This window comes from Pseudomonas sp. I3-I5 (genome assembly GCF_022699445.1).
Classification (GTDB): Bacteria; Pseudomonadota; Gammaproteobacteria; order Pseudomonadales; family Pseudomonadaceae; genus Aquipseudomonas; species Aquipseudomonas fulva.
Genome location: NZ_CP093940.1, coordinates 529239 through 553708, shown reverse-complemented (window position 1 = coordinate 553708; position 24470 = coordinate 529239). Strand labels below are relative to the sequence as shown.

Annotated in this window: 17 protein-coding genes, 1 other RNA gene and 3 pseudogenes; 12 read left to right on the top strand and 9 right to left on the bottom strand. The window is 56.4% G+C overall.

Annotation, left to right across the window (positions count from 1 at the left end):
* The first annotated feature begins 85 nt into the window (after positions 1-85).
* From MOP87_RS02435 to ssrA, 6 genes are all read left to right on the top strand, one after another.
* The gene (locus tag MOP87_RS02435; RefSeq protein ID WP_236165751.1) at positions 86-1048 is read left to right on the top strand and encodes a diiron oxygenase; all 963 of its coding nucleotides are present in this window, start codon (positions 86-88) and stop codon (positions 1046-1048) included.
* Positions 1045-2106 (top strand): iron-sulfur cluster-binding domain-containing protein, encoded by a 1062-nt coding sequence (locus MOP87_RS02430; protein WP_242810089.1) that lies wholly within the window; start codon positions 1045-1047, stop codon positions 2104-2106. Before MOP87_RS02435 ends, MOP87_RS02430 begins: the two co-directional genes overlap by 4 nt.
* 36 nt (positions 2107-2142) lie before the next feature.
* Positions 2143-2838 carry a glutamine amidotransferase gene (locus MOP87_RS02425; RefSeq protein WP_242810088.1) on the top strand — a complete coding sequence of 232 codons (696 nt, stop codon included), beginning with the start codon at positions 2143-2145 and terminating at the stop codon, positions 2836-2838.
* 57 nt (positions 2839-2895) lie between these two features.
* On the top strand, positions 2896-3264 hold the full coding sequence (locus tag MOP87_RS02420; RefSeq protein ID WP_027915438.1) for an antibiotic biosynthesis monooxygenase: 369 nt from the start codon (positions 2896-2898) through the stop codon (positions 3262-3264).
* Positions 3265-3468: 204 nt separating this feature from the next.
* Positions 3469-3762, top strand: a complete 294-nt coding sequence (locus tag MOP87_RS02415; RefSeq protein WP_049696595.1) for a hypothetical protein — start codon at positions 3469-3471, stop codon at positions 3760-3762.
* A gap of 98 nt (positions 3763-3860) precedes the next feature.
* Positions 3861-4252: a transfer-messenger RNA gene (gene ssrA, locus MOP87_RS02410) on the top strand.
* A gap of 158 nt (positions 4253-4410) precedes the next feature.
* On the opposite strand, the pseudogene MOP87_RS02405 reads toward ssrA, so the two are convergent.
* Positions 4411-5228 (bottom strand): annotated as a pseudogene (locus MOP87_RS02405) (IS5 family transposase); the annotation flags it as partial.
* A gap of 92 nt (positions 5229-5320) precedes the next feature.
* Here MOP87_RS02405 and MOP87_RS02400 point away from each other — a divergent pair.
* Positions 5321-5485 (top strand): annotated as a pseudogene (locus tag MOP87_RS02400) (helix-turn-helix transcriptional regulator); the annotation flags it as partial.
* Between the two features lie 52 nt (positions 5486-5537).
* Here the strand turns inward: MOP87_RS02400 and MOP87_RS02395 are convergent.
* Together MOP87_RS02395 and MOP87_RS02390 are read right to left on the bottom strand one after the other, a co-directional pair.
* Complete coding sequence (locus MOP87_RS02395; protein ID WP_242810087.1) at positions 5538-6503, bottom strand: O-methyltransferase; 966 nt, start codon at positions 6501-6503, stop codon at positions 5538-5540.
* A complete protein-coding gene (locus MOP87_RS02390) occupies positions 6503-7867 on the bottom strand; it encodes an ATP-binding protein (RefSeq protein ID WP_242810086.1) in 1365 nt (454 codons plus the stop codon). The genes MOP87_RS02395 and MOP87_RS02390 overlap by 1 nt, the downstream gene beginning before the upstream one ends.
* A 114-nt stretch (positions 7868-7981) precedes the next feature.
* Between MOP87_RS02390 and MOP87_RS02385 the strand changes: the two genes are divergently transcribed.
* A complete protein-coding gene (locus MOP87_RS02385) occupies positions 7982-9031 on the top strand; it encodes a DNA cytosine methyltransferase (protein WP_242810085.1) in 1050 nt (349 codons plus the stop codon).
* 258 nt (positions 9032-9289) lie between these two features.
* A pseudogene (locus MOP87_RS02380) lies at positions 9290-9634 on the top strand (hypothetical protein).
* Between the two features lie 69 nt (positions 9635-9703).
* Here the strand turns inward: MOP87_RS02380 and MOP87_RS02375 are convergent.
* Genes MOP87_RS02375 through MOP87_RS02355 form a run of 5 tightly spaced genes read right to left on the bottom strand, consistent with a single transcriptional unit; the run spans position 9704 to position 20257 of the window.
* A complete protein-coding gene (locus MOP87_RS02375) occupies positions 9704-11278 on the bottom strand; it encodes an ATP-binding protein (protein WP_242810084.1) in 1575 nt (524 codons plus the stop codon).
* Positions 11271-15239: an N-6 DNA methylase gene (locus MOP87_RS02370; protein ID WP_242810083.1), complete on the bottom strand. Its 3969-nt coding sequence runs from the start codon at positions 15237-15239 to the stop codon at positions 11271-11273. The genes MOP87_RS02375 and MOP87_RS02370 overlap by 8 nt, the downstream gene beginning before the upstream one ends.
* A gap of 5 nt (positions 15240-15244) precedes the next feature.
* Positions 15245-16453, bottom strand: coding sequence for a restriction endonuclease subunit S (locus MOP87_RS02365; protein ID WP_242810082.1), 1209 nt, complete (start codon positions 16451-16453; stop codon positions 15245-15247).
* On the bottom strand, positions 16453-17931 hold the full coding sequence (locus MOP87_RS02360; protein WP_242810081.1) for a class I SAM-dependent DNA methyltransferase: 1479 nt from the start codon (positions 17929-17931) through the stop codon (positions 16453-16455). The genes MOP87_RS02365 and MOP87_RS02360 overlap by 1 nt, the downstream gene beginning before the upstream one ends.
* A gap of 34 nt (positions 17932-17965) precedes the next feature.
* Positions 17966-20257: a type I restriction endonuclease subunit R gene (locus tag MOP87_RS02355; RefSeq protein ID WP_242810080.1), complete on the bottom strand. Its 2292-nt coding sequence runs from the start codon at positions 20255-20257 to the stop codon at positions 17966-17968.
* 1100 nt (positions 20258-21357) lie between these two features.
* Between MOP87_RS02355 and MOP87_RS02350 the strand changes: the two genes are divergently transcribed.
* Both MOP87_RS02350 and MOP87_RS02345 read left to right on the top strand, forming a co-directional pair.
* Complete coding sequence (locus MOP87_RS02350) at positions 21358-21600, top strand: hypothetical protein (protein WP_058638404.1); 243 nt, start codon at positions 21358-21360, stop codon at positions 21598-21600.
* Positions 21601-21688: 88 nt separating this feature from the next.
* Positions 21689-21952, top strand: coding sequence for a DUF3077 domain-containing protein (locus MOP87_RS02345; protein WP_125922125.1), 264 nt, complete (start codon positions 21689-21691; stop codon positions 21950-21952).
* 147 nt (positions 21953-22099) lie between these two features.
* On the opposite strand, the gene MOP87_RS02340 is transcribed toward MOP87_RS02345, so the two are convergent.
* Positions 22100-22864, bottom strand: a complete 765-nt coding sequence (locus MOP87_RS02340) for a restriction endonuclease (protein ID WP_242810079.1) — start codon at positions 22862-22864, stop codon at positions 22100-22102.
* Positions 22865-23335: 471 nt separating this feature from the next.
* Between MOP87_RS02340 and MOP87_RS02335 the strand changes: the two genes are divergently transcribed.
* Positions 23336-24106, top strand: a complete 771-nt coding sequence (locus tag MOP87_RS02335) for an NERD domain-containing protein (protein WP_242810078.1) — start codon at positions 23336-23338, stop codon at positions 24104-24106.
* The last annotated feature ends 364 nt before the right edge of the window (positions 24107-24470 follow it).

Below are 24470 nucleotides of genomic sequence, written 5' to 3'. Positions count from 1 at the left end.
TGAAGGGCGCCGCCCGCACCTGTGCGTGCCACCCAGCCGGCGTAATCAAACTGAACAACTACAACCGATAGCCTGGAGTTTTAACATGGATGTTAACCATAGCGGTACCGATGATGCAGTTAGAGGCATGCTCGCCAAACTTTCAACCCTGTGGAAAACCCGCGCTGCCGTGAACCAGCCACAACCCGATTACTGGGGCCTGGCGTTCGATGCCAACAAGAACGACTTCAGCCATTCACTGCTGCCGTTTCGCAACCACCAGGCCTGGCTTGAAGCCCCCAAGGACTTGCAGTCCAAGTGCATGTCCTACGCCTGGGGCATTTATAACCTCAAGACCATTTATATTGAATGCAATGTGGTGGTGCCGGCCTGCGAAGACATTATCAAGACCCCGCCCCACAGCCATAACCGCGCACTGCTGCAAGATGTAATGTCTCAAGCCCTGCTCGATGAAGCCCTGCATACACGCATGTCGATCATGGCCTGCAACTATATCTATGACATGCGCCAACTTACCCCTCTGGACTTCAGCGCCTTCAACCTGGTGACCTGGCGCGAAGCGCTGCTGGCCAACTGCACCGCCGAATGGGAACGCCGCCTGACCCGCTTTGGCATCGCCTGCGCCAGCGAAACGCTGATCACCGACTACCTCAAGACCATGGCCGAAGACACCACCATCCAGTCGGTCTGCCACGAGGTCACCCGCACCCACGCCATGGACGAGTGGAGCCACTCCAGCGTGTTCAGCTTCGTCGCCACCGACATCGTCAACGGCCTGACCCGCAAGGAACGCCTGTACCTGCGCTCGATCATCCTGCGCACCGTGCAGATGTTCGCCAACAACGAGATGGGCGCCTGGTCGCGGGTGTTCGAGATGCTGGGCTTCCCCAACGGCAACGAGATCCTGCACGACGTGGGCGACAACAACGAGATCAGCGTCTATACCGACTCCCTCGAAGCCCTGGTCAACCGCATCGGCCTGGCCGGCAATGGCCTGGAGAGCGCCGAACAGGCCGTCGAACAGCTGCGCGAGAGGGCTAGCGCATGAGTACCCCGACAGGCTTTGAAGCCGTGTGCGAGCATGTCAGCAGCGAGACCGCGCAGATCAAGGTATTTGGCCTGCGCGTACTCAACGCCTCCAGCGCCTTTCTGGCAGACCTCGTGCCCGGCCGGCACGTGGCGTTGCAGGCAACGGACCTGTCCGGCGCCCGTCAGCAACGGCTGTACTCCATCACCCGCAGGCTTGGCAACGACCAGTTCGAGCTGGCGATCAAGCGCGAAGGCCGTGGCGGGGTCTCGGACCAGTTGCACGCCACCTGCCAGCCCGGCACGCGTTTCGACGTGCAGTTCGCCGCAGGTGACATCACCCTGGCTTCGGTCCAGGCCTGCCGCCACGTCGGCTTGCTGGCCGGCGGCATCGGCATCACCCTGCCGATCGCCCTGCTGCGCGGGCTGCACGAGCGCGCCCTGCGCGGCTTGAACGTGCCCCAGGTCAGCCTGCTGCTGTGCGTGCCGTCCATTGCCGACATCCCGTTCCTGCACGAATTGCTGCAACTGGAACTGAGCTGCCCCTGGTTCGACCTGCAGGTGTTCGTCACCCGCGAAGCGGTGCACGGCAAAGGCCACTTCAAGGCCGGCCGCCCACAAGCCCAGGACCTGAAAGCGCTGGGCAACCCGGACAGCGTGGTGATCTGTGGCAGCCACGGCTTCGCCCAGGGCATGCGCGAGCACCTGCTGGCGTTGTTCCCCACCTGCCCCTTGCTGATCGAATCTTTCACCCCACCAGCGGCCTCTGCCCCGGCCACGCCAGACGATGCCCAGGCCGAAAGCCCCTTGCGCCTGCACCTTCAGCATAACGACCAGGTGCTGGAGCCCGCCGCGGGCAAGAGCCTGCTGGAGATGCTGGAAACCAGCGGCATCGCCGTACGCAGCCTGTGCCGCGCCGGCATCTGCGGCCACTGCCGGCTGAAAGTGTCGGAAGGCGAGTACACCGTCGAACCAGACTTCTGCCTGACCGACCAGGACAAGCGCGACGGCCACGCCCTGGCCTGCTGCACCTTCCCCAAGGCCGGTACGATCAAGGTCGACCTCAACCCTACGGCGTAAACCGCGCCCTCACTTCTTTCATCATCGGGTTTGCACATGAAAACAGCCATCGCACTGCGCCACATCCACTTCGAAGACGTCGGCACCCTGGCCCCCGTTCTGAGTGAGGCCGGCTACAGCCTCACCTACATCGACCCCACCGTCGAAACCCTCCACGCCGAACAGGTGATGCAGGCCGACCTGCTGATCGTGCTGGGCGGCCCCATTGGCGCCTACGACGAAAAGCCCTACCCCTTCCTCAAGGCCGAGCTCGAGCTGGTGCGCCAACGCATTGAGTCCGGCAAGCCCATGCTGGGCATCTGCCTGGGTGCACAACTGATCGCCCGCGCCATGAACGCCAAGGTCTACCCCATGGGCGTCAAGGAAATCGGCTTCTCGCCGCTTACCCTCACCGCCGAAGGCCAGCAATCGCCGCTTGCCGAACTGGGCGACGTACCCGTGCTGCACTGGCACGGCGACCAGTTCGACATCCCGCAGGGCGCCGTGCTGCTGGCCAAGACCGACATCTGCGCGCACCAGGCCTTTGCCGTGGACAACCGCATCCTGGGCCTGCAATGCCATCTGGAAGCCGACCCCGCCCGCATCGAGCAATGGCTGGTAGGCCACGCCAACGAAGTCGGCCAGGCCGGCCTGGACCCCATCGCCCTGCGCTCGGCTGCCGCCGAACTCGGCGAGCGCCTGACCCAGGCCGCCGCCCGCGTGATGCGCGCCTGGCTCGCCAACCTGAAGTAACCCGCTGCACCACCACCGCATCAAAACAACAAAGTCATCAAGGATGAGGCACGCCCCATGATCGTCGTATTGTTCGAGTTGCAAGCACTGCCCGGCCAGGGCGAAACCTACGTTGACCTGGTCAACAAGCTCACCCCCCTGCTCAAGCCCATGGAAGGGTTCATCTCGGTAGAGTGCTTCCAGAGCACCCTCAACCCCAAGAAAGTGATGTCGGTGACCACCTGGCGCGATGAAGAAGCCGTGGTGCAATGGCGCAACGTCACCGCCCACCTCTCTGCCCAACGCGCCGGCCGCGACAAGATCTTCGACGACTACCGCGTGCGCGTCACCTCGGTCATCCGCGACTATGGCCTACGCGACCGCGACCAGGCGCCCTACAACGAAGTCGTAGACGGCACCCGCCCAACCGCCTGCCCAGTAGCCTAAAGCTACCCCCCTGTGGGAGCGGCCTCGCCGGGGCGCCGGACCGACCGCGATGGGCCGCAAAGCGGCCCCTTCCCACTCTGCACTCCAGCAACATCCCGCCACAAACCCTCATGCCATCCCGCCACCATCAAAACGGAACTGTCAGCCAAACGGCACAGTCCACCTTTACAGGCCCACCTACCAGAGGCCACAGAGGAGACTCCCATGAAAGGTACCGCGCTTTCGGCCCTGTTCGCGGCCGCTACCCTGCTCGCTTCGCCGGCCTTCGCTGCCGAAAAAGACCTGTGCGCCCTGAACCTGCAGAAAATCAACGACAGCATGGCCACCGCCGGAGCCACCTCGGAAGGCCTCAAAACGCAAATCGATGATGAAGTGACCAAGGCCAAAGATGCCCAGGCAAAAGGCAATGACAAGGAGTGCATTGCAATCACTCAAAAAGCCCTGACCACGCTGCAAAACACCAACAAAGGCAGCGGCTCGAGCAGCGGCGGCGCCTGATGCATCGCGCGGGTGAGCGCTCAGCTGTCGACGCCGCCCGCGCAATGCCGTATACTCCGGTTCACGTGCCGTAAGGTGCGTTAGCTTAGAGCTAGTGTGGGGCCGATTAGGATTCGACGCCGGTAGCGAAACTCTAGGTGCATGCCGAGTTGGTAACAGAACTCGTAAATCCACTGTTGCAACTTTCTATAGTTGCCAATGACGAAAACTACGAGGGCTACGCTCTCGCTGCGTAAGCAGCTGAGCCCGCTCTCCTGGTAGCTTCGGCTCCAGCAATCACCAGGGGATGCCTGTAAACCCGAAGTGATTGTCATACAGAACAGGATCGTCGTGTAGCACGTTGGGGGCAAAGCGACTAAAACTTACCCAACTCGTCCAAAGCACCCTGCCCGTCGGGCGGCTGCGGATTAACTCAATAGACACGGCTAAGCATGTAGTACCGACAGCGGAGTACTGGCGGACGGGGGTTCAAATCCCCCCGGCTCCACCAAATTAACGAAGGAAGACGTCTAATGGGCGTCTTTTTTTGTGCCTGCGGTTTGGTAAATATGTGGTTTCCAGCGCTTTCGCGGTCTTTTGAGCGCTTTTGAATTCCAGCGATTCGGTATTCCAGGCGTTATTCCGGCTCACACGATGCCAGGCGCTGTCTGAAAAAAGCCGTCGCATACACCGCATGACACAAGCCAGCGAGACCATCGCGACGTAACTTTTTGCTAGCTTGTCGAAGCGCGTGACGATCCGGCGGTTCTCTTTCAGCCCGCCAAACATGCGTTCGATGATGTTGCGCTGTCGGTATTTGGGCCGGTCGAACAGTCTGGGTAAGCCAGGCTTGGGCTTGCGCTTCATCGAGCGCAGCGGGATGACGGGTTGTATTCGATATTGATCGCAGTAGCGGCGTAGCGCTTCGGCGTCGTAACCCTTTACAGCGCTTGCGCGGGCGGCCACGTTGGCTCGATGGAATGCTGACCTCGTCCAGCAGTGGTTGTGCGTAGCTGATGTCACTGGCTTGACCGCCAGAGAGGAGAAAGCGCAACGGTATCCCGTTGGCGTCGCAGAGCATGTGGATTTTGGTTGTCAGGCCGCCACGACTTCGGCCTAGAGCGTGATCGTCAGGCCCCCTTTTTTTCCGCGCTCCAGATGAAACACGGGTTGCTCTAACAGCGGTCGAATCGATCATCCAGGTGTGGGGATCGATCAAGCCCTTGTCATTGAGTCTGAGGTGCAATCGTCTGAGCATCTGATCGAACGTTCCGCGGTTTCGCCAGACTCGGAAGCGGTGATAGGCAGTCGCCCAAGACCCGAATCGCTCGGGCATATCTCGCCAGGCTGCTCCTGAGCAGAGCACCCAGAGAATACCATCGAGCATCAAACGATCACTGCTGCGGGGCCTGCCCCTGACGTGGACTGTGGTAGAGGTCGGCGACCACCGCCCACGCTTCATCCGAGAGCTCATAACGCTTTGCCATCACAGAATTCCTTTCCGTAGATGGTCGGCGACTGTACCGAACCCGGGCTGTTCCGGGGCCACATTTCAGTTTCTTGGAGTTTCAGACAAAGCCTAGGCCTATCTCAAGAGGCGCTTGCGGATGAGGCGAGGATAGATCGCTCTCATATGAGTAAGATTGAAAGCGGAGAGAGGAACGTGACGTTCTTGAACATCGTGAGAATTTCGACGGCCTTGGGATGCAAGCCGTCATTGCTGCTGAGCGAGACGGGTTTGTAGCTTTGAATGAGGTTGAGTTAGGCAAGGACTATCCTTGCCTGCTGCAATCTATTCAGATTTCCATCACTGCAAAGTTCGGAAGATATCTGTACATCCGGCAAAATTTCTCCGCGTCGGATGCGGGTATTGAGCCCAGGTCCAGCTCTCGGTCTACAGGTTTAGGAAGCTGTTGCTCAATTTTCCGAAGCTCTCGAATTGTCAACTTCGGCATTTCAATTCGAATAGGTTTTTGCGTTGCCGGCATGAAGTCGAGCCGCTCAAAAGCACAAGCCTCAAGTCGATTGATTTCGTCCTCGTCGACAAACGCTCCAACGATGGTGCACATTCGAGCATCATCCTGATACTCGATCTCGCAAATTGATTCGAATCGGAGGCTCGTGCCAGCACTCAGGTTACGTTCGGCTAGAGCCAACTCGATCTCAATAATCAGCATCTTTCGGCTAAGAGTCCCATAGGGCCATCCTGCAAGATCATCGTCTCGTGCATCTTCTGGGACTCGTTCTCGACCAAATGTTTGCCTGAAACGCTCGATTGCGGTCATTTTGCCTTCGTCCGTATCCCGCTGATAATCGATTAGGGACGGAGCCTTAACACATTGGACCGATACGGCTAAAACCGAGCCAGAACGGACCCGGTTTGCGACTGACCGAACATCTTGCAGCATACCGGGCTCTAAAGGATCGTCGTAATCGAGCCACGCAATAACTCGCTCCGACCAATCTAATCGAGGTAGAACAGTAGATGAATTTCCGAATTCGATATTGATATTGAAAGGCCTATTCTCCTCGAATCGGGCTCGAGCCCCCTCAGCTTGCTCAATGGATATCATTTTATTTATACCAAGCATGCGGTGAAATAAAATGAAATCCGAAAACCAGACCGACCCGAAGCCAATATAGCAATAGTCCTCCACTGCTTGGAATGGAGTAAGCCGACGAAGAACGTCAACTAACATTTTTCTCTCGGCGTGTTTAGCTGGCCGTAAAGAATAGTCGATTTTTCGGAAGCTTCCGCTCATCAGTCGCGCTGCCTCGTCAGAACCATGTCGAAGCAAGTCTCACCTACAGCCTTTGCTGATGTTACCCCTAAAGCATCTTGTAGGAACTCAACGTCATCAACTGTTCGAGAGTATTGTATTTTGACCAACTTTGGCCCCCTAGCAACTGAGCTTCTGTTTGGTGCGGTGAAGTCCGCTTTTTTCTGGAACGTCTCCGGGCCTTGAGGGGCTGCTTTGGTGACGAACTCTAAAAGAGGGCTCTTCTCTTTGGTGTTCTCGTCAATATCAGCGTCCAGCTCGTTGAGGAAGTCGATTACCGGTCTCATCATTTCCAGCATACGCTGGAATGTTGATCGCCAAACATTACTGTCTACGTCCACATCGGTTTTGGTCGTATTCCAAGGGATTCGAGATGAGTCATCTGAGTCGAATGAAACTATGCCTCGGAATCTAGCGAACTGGTTGTGGAAGCTGGGGATTATCATCTTCTCAGCGTTTTCTTCCAGTAAACCCCAGCCTGTTTGAGGCCTGCGGTCTGCTTCCAAGACGACCCGGCCATTACATATAACGTTCCAGCCTGCCTCCTTCGGAGACGACTTCCCTAAGCCTACTATAATTTTCGCTGTAACGGTAGCGGCGCCATCTTCGCTGAACTCTAAAATGTCGGTTCCAGGCGTAAACCCATCACCAACAAGTAGATAAATATTCGTTGCATCGATTCGAGTATCGTTAACCTTGATATCTAGGCCGTCTGAAATAAACTGCCGGTGTTTTGACTTGATTAGACCGATAATTGAGTTGACGAAGTAAGTTGTACCAAATTTTGCTGCAACTTCTCGCCGCAGCTTGGTTACTAAGATGTCAGTCCCCGGCTTGTCTTTTCCAATCTTGTCTGATTGGACTTCGGCCCAAGGGAAACTCCAGCCACCTGTCTCAGCTTCCCACTTTTCAACGTCAACATCTACAGCCCATGTTTCTGCTGAGGTGGATGACTCAACTCTGAAATGGCGTCCGAATTTGAACAGCGCTCGCTTCATGCCCACGCCAAATTGGCCGATAGAGTGTGCAGTTCTAGCGGCAGCCGCGGGCCTACCGAAGCGAAACGCATACTCCTGAGCAGTTTCGACATCGAATCCGCCACAATTATCGTAAATGCTGAACTGGTGGCTGTTAAGCACGATTTCGACCTTACATCCATCGTAAGGGCGAGTAGCGTCGCTTTCCCGGCCTGCGGCTATTCTTTTGGCTCCATCGACGCAGTTGTCGACTAGATCGAGCACAGCCTGTTCAAGTGGAATATCGCGGGTCAGCATGTCTACGAAGAACGCTTTCGTAGGCTCTGCGTTGATTTCCTTGCGGTGTGGAACGTCCGTTTCAGCCATCATGTACCTCCGGTCTCTTCGGCGATAATGACCGCTTTGCTGGCATTTCGCTAGCCTTCACGATCGACAAAAAGCTTCTGATCGCGTATGCTGTGCCAATGCTAATGGACTCTAATTATGCCTACCCTACTCGACCTTTTTAGTGGATGCGGCGGGCTAGCGCTCGGCTCCAAAAATGCGGGCTTCAAGACCTGCTTGGCTGTGGACATCGACCCGATCCTCTCAAGCTCATTCCCTGTCAATTTTCCTACAACCCCTTTTCTCCACGCCGACGTAGCGACGTTGGCGTGGGAAAATATCCGCCCCTACATGCCCGAAGGTGTTGACGGCATCGTAGGTGGCCCACCCTGTCAAGCCTTCAGTAGCATTGGGAAGCGGCTTCCTGATGACCCTAGGCGATCACTTGTGGGCCATTTTTTCCGCATAGTCGAGGAGGTCCAGCCCAAATTCTTTGTCATGGAGAACGTGCCTGGCTTGGCATTCCCTGAGAATAGGCCTGTTCTAGATGAAGGGCTGAGTCGACTCGGTAGCCACTGGAAAGTCCTTGGCCCGGTCATTCTGGATGCCTCTAATTTTGGGGCCCCGACGAAACGGAAGAGGGTGTTTGTATTCGGATTCAACTCACTGAAGCTCAGCCCTCCCGATCTTGGCTACCTTACCGAGTCGGCTTCGTTCTCTACTACGGTCCTTGATGCCATCAACGACTTGAAAAACTCCGTACCTTTGGGAACTGGTGGGGGGGGCAGTCAGTGGATGTACGGGAAAAGTCGAAAGCTGTCCGAATACGCAAAGCGCATGCGCGCCAAATCTGGTTCGTTCACTGGCCACCAGCGTACGGTGCACAAGGCAGAGACTAAAATGCGGTTTTCTATGGTTCCCCAAGGAGGCGTGGATACCGTTGGTAAGCACAAGCGGCTTGAGTGGCGTGGCTTTTGTCCTACCCTGCGCGCGGGAACCGGAAGTGATCGTGGCTCATATCAGGCGGTTCGGCCACTGCACCCGGACGAGGATAGAGTGATCACGCCGAGAGAGGCAGCGCGATTACAAGGTTTTCATGACGACTTTATCTTTCATCCAACGACTTGGCACAGCTTCAGGATGATCGGCAACAGCGTCTCTCCAATAATTGCTGAGGCATTGCTAACCAGGATTAAGCGCCTCCTCTAATCAGATGCCGATCATAGTACCTGCCTGAACAGGCTCTGGAGAGCGGTCTAGTTTGGTCGCGTGCGTTAGGGCCCGGTGCTACGCTGTGTCTGAAATCCCCAGAAACTGAAATGTGGCCCCGGAACAGCCCGGGTTCGGTACAGTCGCCGACCATCTACGGAAAGGAATTCTGTGATGGCAAAGCGTTATGAGCTCTCGGATGAAGCATGGGCGGTGGTCGCCGATCTCTACCACAGTCCACGTCAGGGGCAGGCACGCATGAGTAAGCCATTCGACATGAAACTGTTCTTGGCTGGCGTGCTGACCGGCTCGCGTGCAACCCAGCAACGCCATGTGCGGCAGGCGAAAATCATCCCGATTTAAATTGCAGAGCGCTGGCAACGAAAAACGCCTTGGGCTTGGCAAAGAAAGCATGTGACATGGTTCCTTGAACATTGCCTAGATGGACGCTGCGACGCGACTCGGTATTACTATCTGCTGACCATGCGGCTGATCATTCGCCGTTTAGACAAATCATGGGCATTGCCCTCCAGAGAGAGTCTGATATTGATAGTCACGACCGACTACAGAGTATCCAAACCGGTCAGTCATTGCAGGAAATAATCTGTCATTAGGAGTAATTTATGTCAGCCTATTGTCGGGAGGACTAATGCCCGCCATATATTTTTCTTTTTATGCGTTCAAAGGTAACTCACGAGCGAGTGCAGCAGACAGCTCAACACACAGATGAAGGACCGAGTACGCCGTACCCGGATTGATCGGTGCTCCTTCTTGGTGTTGTCCGAAGTCTCCAAACGCGTGCACCGCATTCATCAAGACAAAGGTTCCCCTCGTGATGTGCGCTGCGCACGGGGCACTCTTGTCTGTACCAGTCATGAGGTTGAGCAAGCGCACTCGGTGTACACCCTGAGGGAAAGTCGTCTTGAGTCTGTCGATACCACTTTCTTTGTTGTACTCCCAGATCGATATCCAACCGGAGGGTATCCGCTTTTCTGGCAGCTCAGCCTTCCAGACCAGATCAAATGCTTTGTCAACGATGCCACGGACATTACTCAGGAACATACTGGGGTGGTCGGGTAAATCCTCTGTACCGCGTTCAAGATAGCGCTTCAACGTCGAATCAATGCCGTTGACCTGTCCAATCCGGCGTTCTAACACCCCCTTGAGATTCTTCCGATAGGCATCATCTGTCCCAAACAAACGAACAAGCGCATTGCCCTCGTGTGGCAGCTCATCAAGATAGCGTTCAAGCAGCCGACAGGGTCTCAGTAGCTTGTTCGCTGACGTTTGCACAAACCCACGCTCAATCAGCGTATCTGCATCTGCGACAGCTATACCCGCTCGTGCAACAGAACTTTCATCTAGAACACGCCGAAGAAGATCCTGAGCAGAGGGGAGGCAATCACTCCATAGAGCATCTAGTTTGTCAGAAATCGTAGGAAATGCTCTGTCACATGCAGCCTGCATGGCTACTGCGCTCACAGCCCCCGGCCCACTAAACTCGCATACGGTGTTGAGTACACCCAGCATTACTACCGGGAAACCATTGCTCGCATTCCAAAGTTCTGTCTGGGCACCCGCAGCAAGCTGCCATTCCGGCATCTTATCTAAAACAGCCGCCAAGTCGCTCTCATCGAAGCATCCCACACGCACCGGATTCGGCTCGAAGATATTCCAGAAATCACTAGTCTGAGCCTCTGGATTGCGAATCAAGTCGCGTAATGTGCGCCGACTGGCAGTGACCAATCTGAGGCTGGGTTTAAGCGCCAGTTCCCGCAGTTGATCCCATAGGTTGCGCGTCAGTTGCCCATTGGATAGCGGCTTATCAAAGCCATCCATGATTATTAGTACTTTGACGCCCTCATCCTTAAGTATATCCAGCACCTCTGCGATGTCTTGGTAAGGGTTGTCCTGTGAGACCTTGAGATGATTGGCATAGTCGGTGTAGCTGCCCCTTAATGCTGAAGAGAGCTCGCTCGCCAATCGTTGCATAAAGAGTGCATCAGTCCCTGGCGTCTGATGACCTAAGTCCCATAGCAGTACAGCCGAGTAGGGTGAGCCAGCCTGACGCAAGCGAGCAGCTAACTCATGCAGAAGCACCGTTTTGCCGGCAAATCTTGGCCCGACCACTTGCAGATGGTCCGGAGTCGCCTTGGCCAGCGCGCCCATCATTTTTTGCAGAATGGCCCCTCGTCCGAGCATCGGTGGTACAGCAGTGCCCAATATGGGGAATTGAGTGTCAGGCATTTTCTTCCTCCGCTTCCGTGCGCGCGCGGCTGGCCACCACGTCTGCATCCTGTTGTTGTTCTATCCAGTCCGTCATTAACGGGATGGCCAAGCGATATTCACCATCGCCGATTCCGCCTGAGAACTCGATAAGCTCAAGTTCACGTAGATAACTCAAATCGGCATCAAGCGCTTCATCATTGACGTCCACGCCGACTTGAGCCAATTGTTCGTGTAAGGTGCCAAAATCGATGTGCGTTCCCTGTTTGAAGCTCAGCGCACACAACAGCAAGATCAACTGCCGGCGATGGCATCCCGTCTGGAGTCCCCGGGCTGAGTAATCCCATAAACTGGCGAAGTGCTCGTTGTCCCGCACCAGCGCATGCGCCGCATCATTAACCACGCTTACGGTGATTGACCTGCTCTTGGTCTGAACCGCGTAGTCGAACACACGGTTGCACAGACACTGCATCAGGTAAGGGTGGCGTGCAGTGACCTCGATCACCCGTTCAATGGCTTCCTGGGAGAAGACCAACTGATCACGCACAGGCTCGGTGACCACCTTGCGTGCGCTCTCCATATCGAGTGTCGTTACTGGGGTGCTCGTTCCCAGTCCGTACAGCGCTGACCAATACTCTTCGCGTAGCCGCTTCAGGCGGCGCGATCCGGTCAGGATCGCCGAGAACTTCGGGTAGCTCTGAATAAGGAAGCGAATATTCTCCGGCACCTGGGGTGAGGTCACTCCGTTATCGATGCCCTCCTGCAGCTTGTCGAACTCATCGAGCATCAAAACGAGGCCGAGCCCCGAGCGCTCCAGAACGGTCAGCACCAGCTCCAGATACTCGCGGAACTCGGTAAACGGTGACTCGTCACCGATGCCTTCACGACAAGCTCGCGCCACGCCCAACGCGAGTTTCCCGGCTGGAAGCATCTGGCCATTGGGCAGCGGTACATCAATGCCCAATTTGGTTAGTGCCGTAGCGATGCTGCGGGCGATCTCGCGGAAAACTTCGGCCGTCGGCACACCCACGACTTGAGCAGCGCCTTCAGCCCCTTGCAGGCTGGCATACACCGCCAACCAACCTGGAATCGCTAAACACCCTTCAAGATGCTTGAGGATAGAAGTCTTGCCAGCCCGACGATTACCCTCAAGCAGTACCACATTTCCATGGGTGGCGATTTGACGGCTGACCTTACCGAGCAGCTCGTCGCGGCCGTAGAAAACGCTATGACCATGTTGAGGCTCCAGCGGGCTGCCGGTCACATAGGGGCTTCCGCCCAGTTCGGCGGGCACCGTGTTGGCTACTAGCTCGGGCTCGGCCACACGAATGACTAATTCGATTTCCCCATCGACTTCCTGCCCCGCCAAGGCTCGTGCCTGCCAAATCAGGCGCAGCGCCAGATCGCCAACTTGCTTGGAAACGTCCCCTCGCAGGTTGATCGCGAACGCACCCCGCTCTGCGAGATACGGTAGCTCGACGATGCCCCAATCCGGCTGAGTTTCCACACGCACATTGCGCAGCGGCAAGGCCCCGGGATTTTCCAGCTCCACGGTAAACTCGGCGAAGCTACCCGCCACCAGTGATCCCGGCGAGGTACGCACCTGCAGTCCATTCGAATCGATCAGGTCTACAATCGCCGCGCGCAACCACTCCCGAAGACGCTCGCCAACGGCACGCGCCTGCGATTCAGAGGGTAGGTGGCCGGTGGTCTGCTCCAGGGTGGCTTGCACCCCTCGCTCAGCATCCTGCAACACACTTAAAAGCCCAGGACCTTGTGGAATCTGAGCGACGCCCGCCAGAGGAAGCAGTGCCTGGCTCAGCGGCATCAGCCAACGTCCAGCCTGGCTACTGACCTGCTCATGAGCCACCCAGTTCCTGGCCCTACTGACCAAGGCGACAATAGACTCGAAGTGACTGAGTGCTGGCGTGTCGTCTAGGCCACCTAAAAACTTGGGCACCTTGCCATCTAGCTCCGCCAGCCATGCGGCGAGGCGATCTGATCCACTGTTCCCCATTGCCTGGGATAAAAACGCAAGTGCGTCAGTGCCAAACTCGCGGTACTGCGCAGCGGCACGTGCCTGCATCTGCAATGGAGGCAGCGGCACCGGCAAGCCATCGAGTACGGCTCTGTTGAGGTGTTGAATCACTGTCCCACGTGACTGAGCGGCAAGCCAGTTTTGGCAAGCCGGACTAGCGAGATAAGCCAACAAAAAACCTGCGTCGAGGCGCTCCTGATCTGCCCTCAGCACATAGAGACCGTTAGCCGCGATGGCACCCACAGCGCCGTTACGTACCAAAGCTGTCTTTCCGATGGTACCGGATTTAGATACCAGTACGTCACCCGGTAGCAGGGCCCAACGCTGTTCGACGCTGGCAAGATCCGGGCGCAGCCAACTCGAGCTGCGTCCAACCTTTCCTTGACTGAGATCTTTGATCCGGACATAACCCACTGCTCGCTCAGTTGGGGGCTCCCCCAGCAGATCAGCAGACTTAATGGATCGCCCGGCCATAATTTGAGCCACCTCGGCGAGCGAGACCACTGCACCAGCTTTGCCCAAGGCTTCTTTGAGATTGCCCAGTAGGTCATCAAGCCCACCCTTCTCACGACGGCGTGGACTGAGATCCCATTCCGCAGCTTCAAGCTCACTGACACCGAGCTCCCAAGAGAGGCGGCTGATCATGCCCCTGTCCGGAGTGTTTTCTTCATTCCCTTTGAATGACTTTTGAAGTTCGGGACGGCGAAGCTCGCTTGCTAGCTGCTCGGCAACCTCCGCTAGGATCGTCGGAGCTTTGCGGCCAGACCGTGTTTCAAACAAGGTACTGGCATCTACCATCCGTACCCGGCTAGCACCACCTTGCTTACTGAGCACCAGCAAACTGCCCTTCACACTGGTATATGGAGCAAACGCCCCAGCTGGAAGCCCAATCACGGCCTCGATCTGCCCCTTTTCCAATAGGTGGCGACGCAACTCTCGCTCCGCCCCGCCACGAAATAGAAACCCCTCAGTCACAGCGATGACCGCACGCCCGTATGGCTTGAGCTGAGATATCGCATGCTGAATGAACAGCCCCGTGCTGTCGTTAGTCGCAATAGCGAAGTGCTGATACCGCCAGGGCTCTCGGCTGATCTTAGCGCCAATGGGAGGGTTGGCCAGAACCACATCAAAGCCCTGGCTGCTAGGGCTGCTCAGCGGCTCTCGCTCCAAGCTGTTGCCCAGCTGCAAGCGGGGCGTTTCAATACCCGCCAGCAACATCCGCGTCAAGCCAATCAGGAAGGCGCTGGCACTGATTTCAATCCCCGCGACCTCCAGTAAAGCGCCAGGACGAAGTAGTTCATTGCGACTGCGCTCGGTCTGCAGCCATGCAGCCACAAGGAAGTTGCCAGCACCAAAGCATGGGTCATAGATGCGCTCGCCCGGTTGTGGGTTCGCAAGAGCTGCAACGAGGCGAGCGATATTGATCGGCGTGGAATAATGCCCGTCGTAAGGATCGCCGGTTTCGGCGATGACCTGATCGAATAATTCCAGTAGCGCACGGCGCTCGCTCGGAGTCTCGAAGGGCAGATCTGCCACCCAGCACACGAAGGAGTGCAGGTAGACGAAGTTCACCCTTAGCACGCGGCGCAACGGCTCAGCCAGCGCATGCAAATAAGCTGCAACCGGGTGCGTCGTATCTCCGCGCACCCCCTCCAGATAATGCGCCAGCTCCCGCAGCCGATCGGTAATAGCGGAAGGGTGATCCAGCCGCACCCAATGTCGCCACTGCAGCGGTTCTGGCAAGAGCGGCAGGTAGGCTCGGTCTTCGAAGATTGCCATCGCTTCCTGCTCAGCATCCTGAAGATCAGCCCAGCGCAACAGCAAAAAAGCGGCGAACACCTCTCGAATCAGCGCCCTGGACTCACTGGTAGGCATTTCGCTGCGCAGCACGTCCAATGCAGCAACCCATTGAGAGGTAGCTTCGACCCATTGTTTGTCCTGCACGATGCTCAAAGCTCCCCGGCGAAGGCTTTGCGGAGGATGGCTCCGCGAAGCACTTCGACTTCACCGGACAAAGATTCCACGGCCAGGTGACGCATCAAGTCGTGAGCGGCGTCCAGCCGGCCGACAATCTTCGCTTGCTCAATCAATGACGGAACCGGAACGCTAATCTCCCGGAGCCGTTCACCAGAGATCTTCACCATCGTCTGGCTAGACCCAAGCGCACGAGCCTTGATCTGCTTGCGGGAACTGGCACTGCGCAAGGCATAGGCCAGATACCGGGGCAAGATTAGGGTAGGGTCCACCTTGAGTTTGATGAGTAGATCTGGGTAGATGAGTCGCTCCGAAATTGCTTCCATCGCCACAGCAGAGAGGCCGACCAACTCAATGGTGTTCGCACGCGATACAAAAACGTCGCCTGCATCAATTCTGAATTGCTTGGCAACTTGGTTTGGAAGGACGATAGGCTTTTGAAAAGAAATGCCCAGGTCGAAACTTCTAACTGCAGTCAACGTCAGTACCGCGCCGTCGGCAAGGCCTTCGGTATCTTGGGCAATGGACTTTCCATTTCGAACGGTGGTGACAAGATCCCCAATGGTACGGGTTGTCCAGCCTTCCGCACCCGTCAGGTCGGGATGCAATTCCGACTCGATCAGGGAAGCAGATAGGTATTGTTGCTGAATACGTGAGGAGTTCTTTAATTCCTCGACTTCCTTTACCCGTGCCATGAACTCCTTGATGCGGCCGACAATGCGGCGCTGTTCGGGTAACGGAGGAAGCGGCACTTCAAGAGCGTCGAGCACTTTGGTCGTAACCCCCTTAATGGTCGCACCTCGCTGATGCGACCTTAGATCGCCTTTTGCTTTTATCAGGAAGTACGCAAGAAATTCGCGATCAAGGCCATCGCATGGAACGAAAGTCGAGAAGTCTTGATTGGTGGCCATTGCGTTCTTTGCAATTCCCACTTTCCCAACAACAACGCGAGCCGAGAAGATAACCGCACCTTCAGGAACAAGCTTTGCCGCACTGTTTGCCAAGCCGGCCTCTGTAATAGACTCGCGACTGGTGCTCAGACACTGGATATCTTCTACGTCCTGTAGATCGGCTACGGTGAACCACGGGATATCGCCGCCCCAATAGTCCTTCCTTTCGCGTGCAGGTGTGCCGCCGCCAATCCGGTGAGTCACGCTAGCCAGCGGCTTCGTCACCCAAGGCATTAGGAAGCCTCCAACATTGACTGGAGCTCATCCAGCAATTCGATGATTCGAGCCTCCTTGTTCTTGATTGACTGCACCAGTTCAAGTGCCGGCCGATGCTCGTAGTCATCCACCTTGTTCGGGTTCTTGGCGGAAAGGTCAAAGCCCTTGGCCGTTATGTCAGCCAAGGGCACTATCCAGGAATTGTCGTCCTCCACACGGCCTTGCCACTTGGCCAAGAAGTCAGGCAGTTGGTTACCTGCAATCGGCTTGCGCGTCTGCTTGAGCTCAAAGCCGTCGTTGGTCAGGTCGTAATACCAGACAGACTCCGTGCCCGATCCGTCTTCCGCACGGTCAAAAAAGATCACATTAGTCTTAACGCCGGTATAGGGCAGAAAGCAGCCTGCCGGCAGCGACAGAATGGTGTGCACCTTAAACTGTTCTAGCAACTCCTTGCGGACCTTTTGGTCAGGACCACCACGAAACAGCACACCCTCCGGGATGACCACCGCCGCGCGGCCACCCTTGGCCAGATTAGCCATGATGTGCTGCAGGAACAGACACTCGGTGGCGCTGGAGCGAACGCGAAAGTTGGTTTGCAGCTCCTGCGCCATCTTGCCACCATAGGGCGGGTTGGCAAGGATAACCTGGTACTTGTCCTTCTCGGAGACGTTCTGACCGTGCGCTTCAAGCGTGTTGGCCAGCTCGAGATTGGCACCCTCGATGCCGTGCAAAATCATGTTCATCGATCCCAGCAGATAGGTCAGCGGCTTGAGCTCCAGACCAAATAAGGCCTTATGTTGTAACTCATCAAGCTGATTGCCGCTCAGCGTGCTGTGGTAGCGCAAGTAGTCGGCCGCCTCCCCCAGGAAACCCGCAGTGCCAAAGCAGGGGTCGTATACACGCTCGCCGGATTGCGGCTGAACCACTTGCACCATGGCACGGATGATGTGGCGCTGAGTGTAGAACTCGCCAGCGTAGCCGGCCGAGTCGGCCGCCACACGCTTGAGCAAGTCTTCGTAGATTTCCGACAGCACAATTACATCGGTCTCGCTGGAAAAGTGCAGCCTATCGACCTGCTGCACGACCTTCGCAAAGCTCACGCCCCGGCGACTGTAATTGCGTACGTTGTCAAAGATGCGACGGAAGCGCTGGGCCAGCGCATCATTGCCCAGGCCTATAGCCGGATCGGGGCTAGTGAGTTTGATCCACAGCTTGCCATCGACAAACTCGAGCATGTCGTCGGGGTGGTCTGTGTCCTTCGCCCAATGGCTCCAGGCGTAACTCCCCGTCAGGCGGCGCTCATAGGGTGTGTCGTCGAAGGCGGCCTCTTGCTCCTTGCGCGTTTCAGTTTCGTCGAAGGCCTTTAGGAAGAAGAGCCAGGCAAGCTGTTCCACGTAGTTGCGTGCATCCACCCCTTCAGCATTGAGCTGATCGCAAGCGTTCTTGACGATCTGCTGCACTTCCTGGCGGCGGTGATCCGTGTTGTTATGGGTCATGTACATTCCTGATGTTCTTGTAGGTCCGGTCGCCTCAGGCGGCCATGGACACGTAAAGGCGTTGCTTTACCAGCTCGAGGTCGGCCTTGAGCAAAGCCGGACCGCCGTAACGCTGGGTAAGCGTGGTAAAGCTGCCGAACTGCTCGGCAAATTGCGGGGCTCCGTAGGTACGCGCCTGTTCGAGGTCGTCAATACCGAAAAGACGGTAGTGGTCTAGTGCGGTTTGCCAGAGATGGGTTTTGAATCGCTGGCTCTCAGGCAGCGCGGCTTCGCCCATCTGAGTCAACAGCCAAATCTGATCCTCATCCCACAGTCTGTTGGCGCGGTCCGCGCGATTGGGTACTCGAGGCAGCTGAAAGCCAATCTTGGCTAAGACGTCGACGTCGTCGGCATCGGGAAGGTCCAGGTAGTGCCGGAAAGCTGACGGGTAAATGTCGCGGTCGCGTAAAGCTTCACGCAACTCCTGGCGACTGCCTTTATCGATCCAGATGCGCAACAACTCATCCATACCCTTGTGACTGACGTCGAGGATAAACTCGCGGGACTGCTCGGTATATTCCTCGAACGGCACCTTGCGCCCATCAGCAAGACACACGTAGCGGTTCTCGATGGAGATGACCACCGAAACACCATTACCCACAGGCTTAGGGGTACTGTCGTCGCCCTTTTTCTTTAGTTTGCTGCTGGTGGAGACAGCCTTCTGCCGATTTGCAGGGTGGCCGTCAAACTCAGCATCCTCAAGCTGGCTAGCGCCGGAATAGTCGAAGATGGTGAAGTAGCGCTTGTTAATGTCCTCGCACAGCCGGGTACCACGGCCCTTCATTTGCTTGTAGAGGATGGCGCTGCGCAACGGGCGTACAAAGACAACGTTTTTCACATCGGGCGCATCAAAGCCCGTGGTGAGAAGATCTACGGTGACAGCCACGCGTGGGTTGCTGGGTCCCACTACAGCGAAGTTTCGCTCGAGCTGGTGGCTGTTGCGCTCAGCCCTGGTGATGCGAGCTGCGTAGTCTGCGCTACCCGAAAGGCGGCGCAGCTCCTGTGCCATAAAGGCGGCATGGGTATCGTCCACGCAGAATATGATGGTCTTCTCATCGCGCAGATCGTACTTGCCCAGCACCTCCCAAAGGTCTTCGGCGATAGCCTTTGTGCGGTCCGGCATGCGGATGTCGCGCTCGAAGTTGGCAGTGGTGTAGCGCTTGCCGTCGGAGCCGGTGTAACCCTCTTCATCGATGTTGGTGATGCGTTCTTCAAGCAGATAGGGTACCAGGAAGCCATCTTCGATGGCCTGCTTGAGGCTGTAGGTAAAGACTGGATCGCCAAAATAGTGCTGCGTGTCGCGGCGCTTTTCTTCAGCTGTCAGCGAACGGTCACCCTCTTCGAGCTCGCGCGGGGTAGCTGTCAGGCCCAACTGCAACGCGCTGCCGAAATGTTTGAGTACACCGAACCAGTCCCCAAAGCCCGAGCGGTGGCATTCGTCGATCACTACTAGATCGAAGAAGTCGGGGTCGTAGTGCTCATAAACTTTCTTGCCATCCAGTTCCTCATCGAGACTCTGGTAATTTGCAAAGAAGACCTTGCCGACCAAGTGCTGGCCGTGAGCAACGGTATCCTTGTCGATCTGCACGCGCTCCGACGCCGAGAAGGCCGAGAAAGCACGATAGGCTTGGTCTTTGAGGCTGTTACGATCGGTCAGGAACAGTACATGTTCGCGCTTCAGCGATTTGCCGTTGAGCAACTTCCAAATTAGCTGAAAAATGGTGAAAGTCTTTCCCGTGCCGGTTGCCATCAGCAACAGCACACGGTCGTCACCTAGAGCAAATTGCCACAGCGCCTTATTGATGGCGATATCTTGATACGGACGCACGCCTTTGCGTGAAACCTGATCCATGTGGTAACCAGCGGCGAACGCGCCTTCCCAACGGGACCAGTCAACTGCGCCTCCCGAACGGGCGATGAGTTCTTCCGCCGACGGTGGAGCATTCAGCGACTCGAACTTGCCGGTTTCGTTGTCAGTCAGAATCCAGTCGTTGCCGTTCGATGCAATCGAGAAGCGCAGAGATAGGCGACGGGCGTAGCGCGAAGCCTGCTGCATGCCGTCGGCCGCACTTGCAGTTTCGGATTTGGCCTCCAGAATCGCCAAAGGTACGCCTTTGAAACGCAGTAGATAATCCGCGATGATCGACTGTGTTTCGTCGTACATCGCATCGCCAGTGAGGTTGACCCGCCCCGGCCCGATCCGCAGTTGCTCCTGCCATGACCAACCCAGCGCTGCCAATTGAGGCTCAATCAGTTCCTTGCAGGTCAATCGTTCGTTGCGTGCCATTCCGTTGCCTTGTCTATTTGTTCATGGTTGCGGACTTCGCCAAAAAAGTAGAACGCGTACCGATTATCCAACACTGTCCTTCGGATGAGTGTTGTTAGTGGGCAGGTCGGGCTATTTTAGGCTCCAAGGCGAGAGGTTCAGACCTGCCGCCATTAGGCTGTTCCAAGCGCGCTCTAGGTAGTGGCACGCCAGGCTTGCCCCTCGATATTCGGGAAGGAAAAGCACGCTCAGGTGGTCCGGGTACTGAGTTACCTTTGGCAGCGATCATATTCGGCGAAACTGCGACGTTTTCAACGCCAATTTCCCGTCTGAGGCAAGATACTACTGAAAAACAGATAGCCTGCATCCCAGCCACGGATGGCTATGATAATGTCCCTCGCCGCAGCATCCAATTTTTTATGCTTGCAGACAGGCGGTGATGAGACCCCGGCGTTAATGGCAACCAACATCGAATCGATCAGCCCCTCAAAATCACTTTCGCGTTTCCGGCGCCACTCCCCATCGAGAGCTACCCGCAAGTCTCTTGGAGATTCGGATCAGAATCACCTCTGCTCACCATCACGCTCATTGCACCAAATGAGAAGCCTGGTTTTCCAGTTGGTATTCCAAAGATCAAATCTAAGCGCTAAAAACAAAGAAAACTCAAATAGTTAAACGTTTTTCTCCAAATCCCCCCGGCTCAGCGGATTACCATTTCATCGCATCTGCGAGCGCCAGTCGATATTCGGGATTTGGGGTACACAAGGCTAATTCGTGAGGTCGGACGTTCCTGCAATCCTGCTCAGGATTACGCCCCCCACCCAAAACCTCAGACTTCCCCCCTTCCCTGTAGTCCATTTCCCAAAGATACTCCCCTCCCCTGTTTCCCGTTGCGTGAGCCTTCCCAGCGTCCTAGTCTCACCCCGTCGTTGCCAACCCAACGACACGACTTTGACAGGTCGCAGCGGTAAACAACTAAGCGGTCGCCCTTATGGCGGCTGTACGTGCGGGCACGCTTGCGTGCGCCGGATCTTGTTGTTTCCGCCGGTCTGTCAACCCACGTACAGCTGCCACCCACCGTTTGACAGCGGCGGATGTCGGCCCAGCAACGGAAGCAACTCATGTTAAAAATCGTCCCTGATCCACCACCCACACCCGTCACCCTGGAAGACACCCTAACCCTAGCCGCCGACTACGCCCTCTGCGCCGAAGCCGTGGCCCAACAAGCCCTCCTCACGCAGCCCCGCTCCCCGGCAGCCCCGCTGATCATGGCTTCCATGCACGAGCTCGAATCCCTGCGCCGCCTGCTGGAATCCGCCCTCCTGCAAATCCACCACCCTCCCTCGCGACACCCCACGCACTAACCCTCAAGCCCCTGGCTCAATCAAAACGGCAGTAACCCAGCCACGACACAAAAACAGCCAGCCCAAAAAACTTCAGGGAGCCACACCCATGTCCACCGCACACACCCCCTGCACCCTTGGCCAAACCGTCTTCTACCAAGGCGAAAACCACACCCACGCCCTGTTCCGCATCGAGCCCGGCATCCCCTGCCAACACGCCCGCGAACAAGCTTCGGAATTGATGGGTTACGCCCGCGACCTCACCCTCGAAGGCTTGATGGAAGACAAACCCAAACTGATCTGGGCCGCCCACTACCTCTGCGCACTCGGCAAAGCCCTGCTGGACGACGCTGAACTGGGCTTGATGCGCTGAGCCTACGGATCCCGGCGAAACGAGTCTGCTCGTAGCGCCGGGTCCGGCTCGTGCCTAAGGCTTGCAGGAGCTCTGAAGGAGTCCTAAGAAATTCAACGATCCAAACCCAAGGCGTTATCGTTTCTTATCGCCTTCAAATCTGGCGCCTCACGCCGGCACATAGAAATACGTCAGCGGCACCAAACGCTTGGTTTCCGGATCAGTCGCTGGGTAATGCGCCATCAATGTGCGAGCCAACTCGTCCAAGGTCCACATGGTCAGATGTACATTGGCTCGCTCCCCTTCGTACAAAGCTTCCTTAGTGAATCCGCCTGTACTCACATAGAGCCCGCGATCATCTTTGTGACGTCCACCTAGGAAGCTACGAATCTCATTACTGCCCATCCGCGCGCTACGGTGCTTGACCTGGACGACGATACGCGGGGGCTCGAAGCCGAAGCCGTCAGGGGAGGCAATGATGTCTTTGCCCCGGTCAGCCCCTGCTGGAGAGACGAGCGTTTTGTAACCCATCGCACGCAAAATGCCTGCTACCAGCTCTTGCATCTCTGACCAGTCCAAACCGTTGATCTGGTCTTTAATGCGTTCGAATGCAATCTCTTGAACGCCTTTCAAGGGGTCTTCCAGGGCCTCAGGGTCTTCAATCGCTTCCTTTGGCGTAGGAGAAAACACTTTTCCGTTGGCAAGCGCCAGCAGCTCTTTCTGCGCCTCCTCCGCCACGTTGAACACCGTCAACGTCGAGCCAAGGCTGTTGCGGCTAGCACTGGTTAATTTGTCCCTATCAACTTCGTGGGGGGACCACTCCACGGCACGCGTTAGTGACATGCCGTCTTCCGCTAGGTCCGCTCGATAGACGCATTCGCCCACGAACAGGCCAACTAGATAAGTCCTGTTTGCAGGTGAATAGGTGACCACCGCATCACCTGCTTTCACTTCGTTAACGAATCGGAATACCTGAGAGGCACCTGACACAGCACTGGCGTCTTTGATGCCAGGTTGGAGGTTTTTGTAAGCCTGAATCAGCGCTTTGCGCGAGACCCCTGGCTTAGCCTCTATCGCAAACTGTCCCCAACCAATCGCAGCTAAGTTGCGGTCTCAGAAGTCGTCATAGAGGCGTCCACCGTCGCCTCGGATCATCCACATGGTCGGCATCTGCAGGTTTTCCTAACCTTGGTTTTGAGGGGACCTAGCAATCTGTGTGTGGGAAGTGAACGCACTCATTCCAACAGGTACAACTAATTGGCCATCACTCTATAATGCGGCCCCGCCGGGCGGGTTGCGCTGCGTCATCTGCGCTCGATCAAACCGGCGGAGCCTGGTTTCCAACCCAATCAAGAAACGGATCACACCCAGGCACCACAATCCCGATCTTCACAAGGTTAAGAAATGGACGTCACCACCCTCCTCAGCCAGCACTGGGGCACACTGAGCTGGTTCATTCCGCTCGTCATCTGCATCTCAATACTGAAAACGCCAGCTGCCAAAGGCTACCTCGGCGAGCTACTCGTGCGCTTTTTCATATGGCTAGAGCTGGATGACAAAACGTATCACCGCGTACATAACGTGACCCTAGACACGCCAGACGGCACGACGCAGATCGATCACGTCATCGTGTCTATGTACGGCATTTTCGTGCTCGAAACTAAAAACATGAGGGGATGGATTTTTGGTTCGGAGCGCCAACCCCAATGGACGCAAAAGCTCTTCAAGCGCACGTTCAAGTTCCAGAACCCGCTGCGCCAAAACTACAAGCACCTGAAAGCCCTCGAAGCCACCCTGAAGGTAGCGCCTGAGCACCTTCACTCGATTATCACCTTCGTCGGTGATAGCACGTTCAAAACTGAAATGCCGCCAAATGTCACCCACGGCAGCAGGTTTATCCGGTACATCAAGTCGTTCACACAGCCCGTATTCACAGCGTCCGAAGTCGATACGCTGGTTCAAAATCTGTTGGATGGAAGGCGGGCACCTTCACTTGCAACGCACCGCGAGCACGTGGAGAACCTGAAGCGACGCAGTGATCCCACAGCCGACAGGCAATGTCCGAAATGCGGCAGTGCGCTACTGGTGCGGACTATCAAAACAGGTGCTAATGCCGGCCAACAATTCTGGGGATGCTCGACATTCCCGAAGTGCAGAACGCGGCAGATTTTCTAGCTTAGAAGGTTGCTGAGAGTGCTCGCATGCTGCGGGTGCTCTGAGCTGAAACGTCTCCCATCAATCAGGGCAGTCTCCGAGAAAGCCACCCAACATCGCTGCATCAAAGACCTAACATTCCTACAGGCGACACGCTCAAAGCCACCCAGAACTTTCAGACTTTTTTCCTTCCCTGTAGTCCATTTCCCAAAGATACTCCCCAAGCCCATTTCTCATTGCACACCCCAAAAGCCGACCGTAGTCTCGCCGTGTCGCTGACATCCAGCGACCAGGTTAGCCGCCTGAAAAAAACGTCGGACACCACAGCTGTGCAATACCGGGAAATCGGTGTTGTCGCCTTATGGCGGCTGTGCGTGGGGCACTT